The 9,432-nt window shown below is 68.8% G+C and carries 7 protein-coding genes and 1 pseudogene; 3 read left to right on the top strand and 5 right to left on the bottom strand.

Going from position 1 to position 9,432, the window contains the following annotated elements; genetic code table 11:
• The 5 genes and pseudogenes from QK444_RS06020 to QK444_RS06000 all read right to left on the bottom strand — a co-directional run.
• A pseudogene (locus QK444_RS06020) lies at positions 1–2,020 on the bottom strand (hypothetical protein); the annotation flags it as partial.
• 17 nt (positions 2,021–2,037) lie between these two features.
• Positions 2,038–2,538 (bottom strand): YbaB/EbfC family nucleoid-associated protein, encoded by a 501-nt coding sequence (locus tag QK444_RS06015; RefSeq protein WP_282777891.1) that lies wholly within the window; start codon positions 2,536–2,538, stop codon positions 2,038–2,040.
• Between the two features lie 21 nt (positions 2,539–2,559).
• A complete protein-coding gene (locus QK444_RS06010) occupies positions 2,560–2,883 on the bottom strand; it encodes a hypothetical protein (protein WP_282777889.1) in 324 nt (107 codons plus the stop codon).
• A 156-nt stretch (positions 2,884–3,039) separates the two neighbouring features.
• A complete protein-coding gene (locus QK444_RS06005; RefSeq protein ID WP_282777887.1) occupies positions 3,040–3,828 on the bottom strand; it encodes an ESX secretion-associated protein EspG in 789 nt (262 codons plus the stop codon).
• The gene (locus tag QK444_RS06000) at positions 3,825–5,738 is read right to left on the bottom strand and encodes a hypothetical protein (RefSeq protein WP_282777885.1); all 1,914 of its coding nucleotides are present in this window, start codon (positions 5,736–5,738) and stop codon (positions 3,825–3,827) included. The genes QK444_RS06005 and QK444_RS06000 overlap by 4 nt, the downstream gene beginning before the upstream one ends.
• A gap of 203 nt (positions 5,739–5,941) precedes the next feature.
• Here QK444_RS06000 and QK444_RS05995 point away from each other — a divergent pair, with 203 nt between their 5' ends.
• The 3 genes from QK444_RS05995 to QK444_RS05985 all read left to right on the top strand — a co-directional run bounded on the left by QK444_RS05995 (position 5,942) and on the right by QK444_RS05985 (position 9,358).
• Positions 5,942–6,850, top strand: coding sequence for a helix-turn-helix domain-containing protein (locus QK444_RS05995; RefSeq protein ID WP_282777883.1), 909 nt, complete (start codon positions 5,942–5,944; stop codon positions 6,848–6,850).
• 70 nt (positions 6,851–6,920) lie between these two features.
• Positions 6,921–8,381: a carotenoid oxygenase family protein gene (locus QK444_RS05990; RefSeq protein WP_282777881.1), complete on the top strand. Its 1,461-nt coding sequence runs from the start codon at positions 6,921–6,923 to the stop codon at positions 8,379–8,381.
• Complete coding sequence (locus tag QK444_RS05985; protein WP_282777879.1) at positions 8,378–9,358, top strand: LLM class F420-dependent oxidoreductase; 981 nt, start codon at positions 8,378–8,380, stop codon at positions 9,356–9,358. Before QK444_RS05990 ends, QK444_RS05985 begins: the two co-directional genes overlap by 4 nt.
• Positions 9,359–9,432: the final 74 nt, after the last annotated feature.

Below are 9,432 nucleotides of genomic sequence, written 5' to 3'. Positions count from 1 at the left end.
GGGTGGAACCGGCTACGGAGCCATCGGTGGGGATCACCGGCTTGACACCGGAAGCCGCTGTGCCGGTGCCCGTTTCGGCAGCGCTCCCGAGGTCGGCACCTGAGCCTGGCGCGCGCGGTGCGGCCTGTACGGGCGCACCGGCTCCATCCGCGGACCCAGCACCATCCGCGGACCCAGCACCATCCGCGGACCCGGTGCTGTCGGACGACCCAGCACCTTCGGCGGCCATGGAGTCGGCCGTCGTGGACGCATCCGCGCGGTCGTTCACCGCATCGCTATTCGTCCCCTCGCTCTTCCCGACCCCGCCACCGGCGTTGTCCTCGGACCGGGAGCCGGCGTCGGCCGCCGGTTGCAGCGAACCGTTCGCATCACCGGACACGCCCGCACCGTGCGTCGAATCGCCGGTGCCCGAGCGATTTCCGCTGCCCTGCCCGACGCCGTCGTTCCCACCGTGCGCATCGGTCCCCGTGGTGGTCGAGGTATTGGGGGCATCCGCCGCCCGCGTACCACCCGCCCCATCGCCGCGCCCGTCCACCGCACTGTCACCAGCACCGCGTCCGTCCGTGGCGGCGTCACCAGCGCCACGCCCGTCCGCCGCAGCGTCACCAGCACCACGCCCGTCCGCCGCAGCGTCACCAGCACCACGCCCGTCCGCCGCAGCGTCACCAGCACCACGCCCGTCCGCCGCAGCGTCACCCGCACCGCGCGGTTCACCCGTCCGGCCTGTCGTATCGGAGCCGTCACCGTTGGCACCCGCGCCGCGAGTGCCACCCGTATCGGCGTCTCCGGCGCGGCCGTTGGCGGAACCATCGTCCGCACCGTGCCCGCCGCCGTCGGCGGTGCTGCCCGTCCCGTCGCCGGCGGTGTTGCCCGCGCCATTGCCGGAACCATCGCCCGCGCTACCCGGTGGTGGCGCGGAGCCGTCGCCGACGAGTCCGCCCGGCAGCGTCCCCTCGGGTGAGACGCCGACCCGCGGCATATTGCCGAAATCCGGTGTGCCGTTGTAGATGTCGGGAAACCGATTGTGAAAGTGCTGGGTGGCCAGAGCCTTGTTGCCGCCGGAGAGCCCGCCGTTGATCGCCCCGGACAAGGCTCCGGTATGCATGGCGTTCCAGTCGAGCTGCGTGTTCTTCAGGCCGTCGACGGCGGAATCCCAGCCCTCGTTCTTCCAGTCGACGATGAACTGGCCGCCGATGCCGCCGAAGTACCCCGCGTATCCACCCGCCAGTCCGGCGGTGACGCCGGTCAGCGCACCGGTCGTGAAGTCGGACAGCTTGTCGCCGAAGTTCAGCCGATCGGTCAGAACGTCACCGAGCCGGTCATTGAGTCCGCGGCCGACCAGATCGCCCAGCGGCCCGGCTACCGCACCACCGGCCGCCGAGCTCACGGTGCTGATGATGACCTGGTCCCAGTTCATGTCGCGACGGTTGTCCTGGGACAGCTGCCAGGCCTGGATCCCGACTTCCTGGCCCACGCCGATGGCCGTATCGATGGCCACGTGCCGCGCCAGGAACCGGAGCAGGCCGGGCAGGTTCGCGACCCGTCGCGCGACCGCGGCGACGATCCTGGCCGCGATGGCCCGAATACCCATGCGTGTCACCGTGATCGCGGCGGCGGAGACGGCCGGGTAGGCCGGTGGGAATGCCCAGGCGGCGGCGAGTTCGATCGCCAGCAGCGCCAGCGAGCTGATCATCAGGATCTTGGCGTAGTCGATCTCGGTGCCGACGTCGTCGATGCCGAGCGCCAAGCCGTTGAACGCCTCGACGAGCTTCTCGACGGAGGTATCGCCGGAGAGCAGGCTGTCGAAGTACGCCCGCATCTCATCGACGCCCTCGCCCGATGGGTAGGCGATGAACGTCTTGGTCTTGGCGTCCTCGATATCGGGGATGATCTGTTCCAGGGCGGTCGCGGCGGCACGCCAATCGTCGGCCAGTGCCCACATGGCGTCCTCGTCGCCGTGTGGCCAGTCCGACCCCGCAACCCATTCCAGCCACTTGAGGTAGCCGGGAATATCACCCATCTGCGATTACTCCGAGATCACCAGCTGGTCTCGGTGGCCCCGGGGGTACTCGGACGATCGTTAGCGCGGGATTCGTCGGCGGACAGCGGATCCACCTCGACGCGGCGCTGCCGGGCATCCGGATCGGCCATGGAAACCGGTGGCGCCACGGGAATCTGCTCGCTGACGTCGGGCAGGCCCTCGATCAGGTCCGAGAGCTTCGGCAACCGCGCCCGGCGATCGCGCAGGGGGCCCATGAGCTCCTGACCGCGTCGTGACACCTCGGTGAAAGCCTGCTGCGCCGCCTCGGTGACCGCGTCGGCGATCTCGCTGTAGTCCAGGTCGTCGATATCCGCGCTGAACTTCGTCTTCACGATCGCACCGTCGGCATTCACGGTGACGGTCACCCGCCCCTTCCGCGCACTGGCGCTGGCGGTGAGCCGCGCTCGCTCCCTTTGCAGCCGGGCGATATCCGCGAACTGCTGCTGCACCTCTTCGAGCAGCGAATGCATCTCGGCTCGGGCATTGTCGTTCACCATGGGAGAGCAGGCCTTTCGTGGCTACCGGTACTGGTCGCCGTTGGCTTTGTCCTGCGCCTCCAAGTAGTCGGCAGCCTTGGTCTGCCCCGCTGAGAAGGATTCGAAGGTGGTCGCCATATTCGCGAGGCTGGTCAGGTAGTCGTCCCGCGTCGTCCGGTAGCCGTCCTGGCCGTTCGCGTCGTCGGCGAAGTTGGTGCCGATCTCGTCGTCGCCCCACGGTTCACCGCGACCGTTGATCGCCGCCTTCAGCGTGGTCAGCACCGAGTCGAGCTTGGTCTGCACCGTGCCGGTCGCGGTCGCGGCATTACGCAGCTGCTCCGTGTACACCTCGAGTGGCTGTGTCATCGCATTCGCTCCTGGTGCTCGCGCGGGCCGTGCTGGTACCTGCTCGGCGGGTACCCGTTGCACGGTCGCAGGCGCGAGCGAACCGATAGCGTCGACAACTTGAACGACGAGTGTCGTCTCGGCGAATCAGCGCCGTGTGGAACGGGTTTCGCGGAGTCACTGCAGCTCTTCGCCGTGCTCCACCATGTGGCGGAGGATACGGTCGACGTGCTGCTCGATGTGCTCGGCCAGCGTTCCGGCATTCGCGCCCACCGCCCGCGGCTCGGATTCGGCGAAGTCGATCAGATAGCGGCCATCGTCCGGGATGTCTCGCCAGAGCATGGTGCTCTCGGCGATTCCCCGGGGACCGTATTGCGACCGCGCCTGGAGCACCTGGATGGCACCGCTCCATTCGGCCGGTTCGGCCCACCACGCCGCGCTGCTGGGTTCCATCGTGTCGTCGAACGGGTCGAGGATGTACGACCGCGCTCCGACGTCCGCCCGCTCGCGCGCGCCGTCGATGACTATCGGCACGCTGGGTCCCCGCGCCGCCTCGGCAGGGGGAAGCTCGGCGACCATCCGGGCGGCGAGCGCCTCGGGCCCACATTCGGTCAGCGTGTAACCGCCACTGTGGTGGACGGTTTCACCGGGCAGCTGGGTGATCAACACCGCCCGCCGACCCCGACGCGCACCATGTACGCGAATACGTTTGCGCGGGTTGCCGATATCGCCGTCACTCCAGGTGCTGGAGTAGACCCGCACCTCCGGCCGGACGACCGTTTCGAATACCGAGGCGAAGCCGGGGCCGACCCGCTCCGCCAGTCGCGCGCCCGCTTCCATGAGTTCGCGATCGAATTCGTCGGCGCCCAGCGTGCGGCTGGTGAATACCAGTGGCGGGGGCATGAATCCGTCGAGGTGGCGGTCGCACAACGCCTTGAACTCGACGTCGGTGAACTCCCATCTCATACCTCGCGCTCCACCGCCGCCGCCGACCTTCCACTCCCGTCACGACATGATTCCACCGGCTCGACCGGGGCGAACGCCCGATCGGCTGCCGCCACGACTCCGCCCTCCTCGACCATGCCCACCGCCGGTTCCAGACCACCGCCGTCGAGACCGGCACGACCGAACAGATTCGTGAAGGACGGTGCGGTCGCGACCTGTCCGGCCGCTGGTGTGGGCACGGCCGCGGCTGTGGCCGGGTGGTCCGGCGACGCCGTGGGCGGAGTCACCGGCTGCTGTTCGGCGGCCGGTGCCAGACCGAGCAGCTGCCCCAGCTGAGACAGTTTCTCCGGGGACTGCTCGAGCTCCGCGAACGCCTGGGTGACCTGCTCCTCGGGCACGCCGAGCAGTTCGCCGATCCGAGCGTTGTCCGCTCGAGCGAGGGCGGTCTCGACCTGCCGCGCGATCGTCGGCGACTGCGAGGTCAGCTGGGTCAGCGCGGGGGAAGCGGCGAAGGTCAATGCGGACAGCATGCCGACGAGCTGGGCGGGATCGCCGGGGCTGCTCGCGTGGTCGAGGCCGGTCTGCTCGCCCGGCGCGGTCGGTGTGGTTGGTGTGGTTGGCTTCGTCGGCGCGGCCGGTGTGGTGGGCTTCGCCGGTAGGGTCTGCGCGGCCGGTGACGTGGGCTCGTCCTTCGACGTCAGCGCGGGGGTCGGGCGCGGCGGAGTAGCCGGCGCGCCCGCCCCGGACGGGCTCGACGAACCTGATGTACCCGACGCACCTGATGGGCCCGACGCACCTGGTATACCCGGCGTACCCGTTGTTCCGGACGAGCTCGTCGTCCCGGACGGGCTCGTCGGAGATCCGGGCTGATCGCGGGCGGCGGAGCGCTCTCGTTCCGGGTTCCGCTCGGTCGGGTCGCTCGGCCGCTCCGGGACGGTCGGCGAAGTCACGGTCGGCGACTCGATGATGGCCAGCACCGAGGCTGTCTCATCGGCGGGACCCACATAGTCGCGCTGGTAGAAGCCTCGATACTTGCCGAGGGTGTCCTCGCACATCTTGTCGTCGACCTCGCGCTGATCCGGCATGGTCTGCGATGTCCACGCCATCCAGTCCGCGGTGTAGTCGAGATTGAGGCCGACCACCTTCATGGCGGCGGTGAGCTGCCTGGTATCGGTCACATAGGCTTGGACCGCCTGCCTGGCTTGTTCCGCGCCGACGCCGGACCACTTGCTGTCCAACCGCTGAATCTCATTGCGGAAGTTCCCCAGTCGCTCATCGAGCCAGCCGGACATGTCGTACCAGACACCGGCCGCCGCGCCGAATGGCGCGATGTCCATCGCCTGCCCCAGATCGTAGAGCTCGTGCCACTGCATGGAGTCCTTGTGGCGGTGGGACAGATCCACGGATCGCCTCGCACCGTCGTAGTCGTTCAGTTCGCCGGGGCGCTCGGCGGGATCGTAGCGGGACTGGACATGGGTGGAGGAGTGCGACTCCGGCTGCCGCGCCGACGGTTCCAGGTTGAGGTCCGCGACACCCGGTGTGATCTTCGCGTCGTCCAGATTCAGGTTGGCGAACGCCGACTCGTTGTCGGTCTCCGTCGCGATGTACGCCTTGCCCGCGGCCACGAACGCATCGGCCATATCGGTGAGCAGGGCGATGTGATTGTCGAACGCGGTGAGCAGTTCCGTCCCCTGATCGCTGAGCTTCTGCGCCAGCAGGTCACCGGAGGTCAACGTGCCGATCTTCGGCAGGTTGTCGAGCTTGTCGTCCTCGGCCATCCTGCGGAAGTAGCGGAACTGCCGCACCATATCCGAACAGAGTTCCACCGCATCCTCGACCGCCGTCGGATCGAACCTCAGCCAGCCCGCCGAATGCTCCGCTCCGGAGGTGAGGCTGTCCCAGTCGGAGTTGAAGGTGTTCTCAGGTGCCATCGGTCGCCTCCGTCGTCCTGCCAGATCAGCTCAGTGCCAAACCAGCTTAGTTCCGTCAATTTCCCATGGGGCACAAGGAAATTGAGAACTGCGTCGAGCGAAGTCGCACCGCTGGCCACGCCCCTCCCGCCGCCTTGCCGAACGCCGCCACACAGGCTCGAATGTTAGTACAGTTAATGAATCGCAACTGTTACCGTTACACCGTGAGCAATCCGGTGGCTGCGACCTTCGATCTACTCGGTGATCGGCTGACGCTGACGATCCTGCGCTATGCCTTCACGCAGCGGGCGTGCCGGTTCAATCAGTGGCTCGACTACACGGGGGCGCCGCCCGCCGTGCTGACCGCGCGGCTCGGCGCGCTGGTCGAGGCGGGGGTGCTCGCGCGGGTGCCGCGGGCGGGGACGATGGATCGGCACGAGTATCGACTGACCGAGCTCGGGCTCGCGACCTGGGAGATTCTGGTGTGCGTGTGGGCATGGCAGCGGGAGTGGACCGCGGAGGGGGCGCGGCTGCCGGAGTTCGTGCACGAGGCGTGTGGGCATCGGGGGCCGCCGATGCTCATGTGCCATGCGTGCGGGCGCGGGGTCACCACCCATGACACGGCGGTCGAGTTGGTCGAGGATGTGCTGTGGCAGTTGACCTCCGGGCGGCGGCGGTCTTCCCGGGGGGCCGCCGGTGCGCGGGCGGACGTGCGGTTCGACGAGATCATGCAAGCCATCGGGGACCGCTGGAGTGCCGCGGTGACCGGGTTGGCGCTGGCGGGTGTGCGGCGGTTCGGGGAGTTCCGGGAGGTGCTGCGGATGTCACCGACCACGTTGACCGAGCGGCTGAACCGATTGTGCGAGGCGGGCATGCTGTGGCGGCCCGAGGATGCGGGCGGGCGGGAGTACCGGCTGACGCCCCGGGGGCGGGGGCTCTTCGGGGTGTTCGCGTTCCTGCTGGCCTGGGCGGATCTGGCGTATCCGGAGGGGCCCGAATCAGGGATCCGGATACGGCATCTGGACTGCGGGGAAACGCTGCTGCCCGCGCTGCGCTGCCGCGGGTGCGACGCACGACTGGGCCGCACTGCCGTGCGTTTCGAGTCCTTGCCGGGGGTTGACACGACGGATTGAGACGCGTATCACTTCATTAACTGTAGTGATACGCGGACGGGATCGCCCGGCCGCATTCGGAGGCACTCCCATGACGCTCAGGGAAGAACTCATCGCACCGGCCGCCGAGGCCCTGGCGAATCCCTATCTCGAAGGTCCGTACTCGCCGACGGCCGAGGAGGTCACCGCGACCGAATTGCCGGTGCTGGCCGGGGAACTGCCCGCCGACCTCGACGGCGTGTATGTGCGCAACGGGCCGAACCCGCAGTTCGCCCCGCTGGGGCGCTACCACTGGTTCGACGGGGACGGGATGCTGCACGCGGTGCATTTCGACGGGGGGAAGGCCACCTATCGCAATCGGTATGTGCGGACCCGGGAGTTCGAGGCGGAGCGGGCGGCGGGAACCGCCCTGTGGCGCGGCGTGATCGAGCCGTGGGAGGGCAATCCGGCCGGGGATCGGCGGGAGCGGAACTCGGCGAATACGGATGTGGTGTTCCACCACGGGAATCTGTTGGCGCTGTGGTATCGGGCGGGCAAACCCTATGCGGTGGACCCGATCACGTTGGAGACACGCGGCACGGACGAGTTCGGGGGAACGCTGCCGGGCGAGGTGTCGGCGCACGCGAAGGTCGATGAGCGCACGGAGGAATTCGTGTTCTTCGACTACGGGATCAATGCGCCCTACCTGCGATACGGCGTCGCCGATCCGTCGGGGCTGGTCACCCACTACACCGGAATCGAACTGCCGGGGCCGCGACTGCCACACGATATGGCGATCACCGAGAACTGGTCGATTCTCATGGATCTGCCGCTGTACAACGATCCGCGAGCCGCGGCGGCGGGCCGGTTCAAGCTCTTCTTCGATCGCGAATTGCCTTCCCGCTTCGCGGTATTGCCGCGACACGGAGACGGCGCGCGAGTGCGGTGGTTCGAGGCGAAGCCGGGATACATCTACCACACCGTCAATGCCTGGGAGGACGGCGACGAGATCGTCATGGTGGCCTGCCGGGTAGCACGCCCCAGCCCGGTGTCGGACCGGACGCATCCGCTCGCGCAACTGCTCGCGTACCTGCGGCCCGAGGCGACGCTGTACCGGTATCGGTTCAACCTGCGGACCGGGGCGACCGTCGAAGAGCCGCTCGACGACGTCAACACCGAATTCCCGGCCATCGACCAGGGAGTGACCGGGCGGCGCGGACGCTGGTCGTACCAGATGCGGCTGTCGGTGGACCGCACCATGCTGTTCGACGCGGTGATCAAGTACGACGTGCTGACGGGGGCCAAGCAGACCCAGCCCTTCGGCGACGGGATCTTCGGCAGTGAGCTGACCGTGGTGCCGCGCGCCGACAGCGACGGGGAGGACGATGCCTGGCTCACCATGTTCGCGCACAACGCGCACACCGGGCTCGGCGAGGTCTGGGTCTTCGACGCCGCCGACCTCGCGGCCGGCCCGGTCTGCCGACTCGGGCTGCCGGTGCGGGTACCGCTGGGCTTCCACGCCACCTGGGTGAGCGGGGAACGCATGCGCGCGGCGGCGCGACCGGTCGCATGAGCACCAGACTCAGTGTGAGCCTGCCGTATTGGCAGGATCGCGACGCCATGGACGCGCTGCGGGTGGCCGAGACCGCCGACAAGCTCGGCTACCGGCGGCTGTGGGTGGGCGAGATGGCCACCTTCGACGCCTTCGCGCTGGCCACTGCCATCGGCACGGCGCCCGGCCGGATTCCGCTGTGCCTCGGGCCGCTGGCGGTGGATGTGCGCACTCCGGCGACCATCGCCATGGGCGCGGCCAGCGTGGCCGCGCTGACGGGGCGACAGGTCGGGGTCGCGCTCGGAACCTCCAGCACCGTGGTGGTCCGAAACTGGCATGGGCGGGAAAGACGCAGTACCGCACAGCATCTGGAGGACACGGCGCGAATCGTGCGTGGGTTCGTGGACGGCGCGAAGGTGGACTTCGACGGGCAGACCGAACGCACGCACGGCTATCGACTGCGCCTGCCCGCACCCCGATGCGAACTGACCGTCGCCGCCTTCGGGGATCGAGCCCTGGCCGTCGCGGCACGGACGGCGGACCGCGTGGTGCTCAATCTGGTGACGCCCGAGCAGGTCTCGCGCTGCGCGCGGTCCGTCCGCACCCACGCGGCCCGTGCCGGACGGCCCTGTCCAGCACTGTCGGTCTGGGTGACGGCAGCGGCTCATCCCACGCCGGAAATGTACGAGACCGTGCGACGCGGCCTGGTGGCCTACCTGCGGGCACCCGGCTACGACGCCATGTTCACCGCCGCCGGATTCGGTGACACGGTGCGGCTGGCCCACTCCGGTGCGCATCCCCGCGACCTGGCGGCCGCAGTACCCGACCGCCTCGCCGACGCGGTCGGTGCGTTCGGCGCCCCGGCCACGCTGTCCGACCGCATTGCCGCCTACCGGCACGCGGGAGCCGAAGAAGTGGTCATCGTCCCGGTTACCACCGCCGACGACCCGGCGGGTCTGCGTACCCTCGAAATACTCACGGAGGTCAAGGATGTGTGACACCGGCTCGATACCGGCCCACACCGGGACGCCGCCCACGGGGCCACGACCGGGCAAGAGCCCGCGACCCTCGG

Source organism: Nocardia sp. CC201C (assembly GCF_030010695.1).
GTDB classification, from domain to species: domain Bacteria; phylum Actinomycetota; class Actinomycetes; order Mycobacteriales; family Mycobacteriaceae; genus Nocardia; species Nocardia otitidiscaviarum.
This window is presented reverse-complemented; position numbering and strand designations above follow the sequence as displayed.

Coding starts and splice junctions, on each gene's coding strand:
- QK444_RS06015 (WP_282777891.1), bottom strand. CDS start 2,538: ATGGTGAACGACAATGCCCGAGCCGAGATGCATTCGCTGCTCGAAGAG.
- QK444_RS06010 (WP_282777889.1), bottom strand. CDS start 2,883: ATGACACAGCCACTCGAGGTGTACACGGAGCAGCTGCGTAATGCCGCG.
- QK444_RS06005 (WP_282777887.1), bottom strand. CDS start 3,828: ATGAGATGGGAGTTCACCGACGTCGAGTTCAAGGCGTTGTGCGACCGC.
- QK444_RS06000 (WP_282777885.1), bottom strand. CDS start 5,738: ATGGCACCTGAGAACACCTTCAACTCCGACTGGGACAGCCTCACCTCC.
- QK444_RS05990 (WP_282777881.1), top strand. CDS start 6,921: ATGACGCTCAGGGAAGAACTCATCGCACCGGCCGCCGAGGCCCTGGCG.
- QK444_RS05985 (WP_282777879.1), top strand. CDS start 8,378: ATGAGCACCAGACTCAGTGTGAGCCTGCCGTATTGGCAGGATCGCGAC.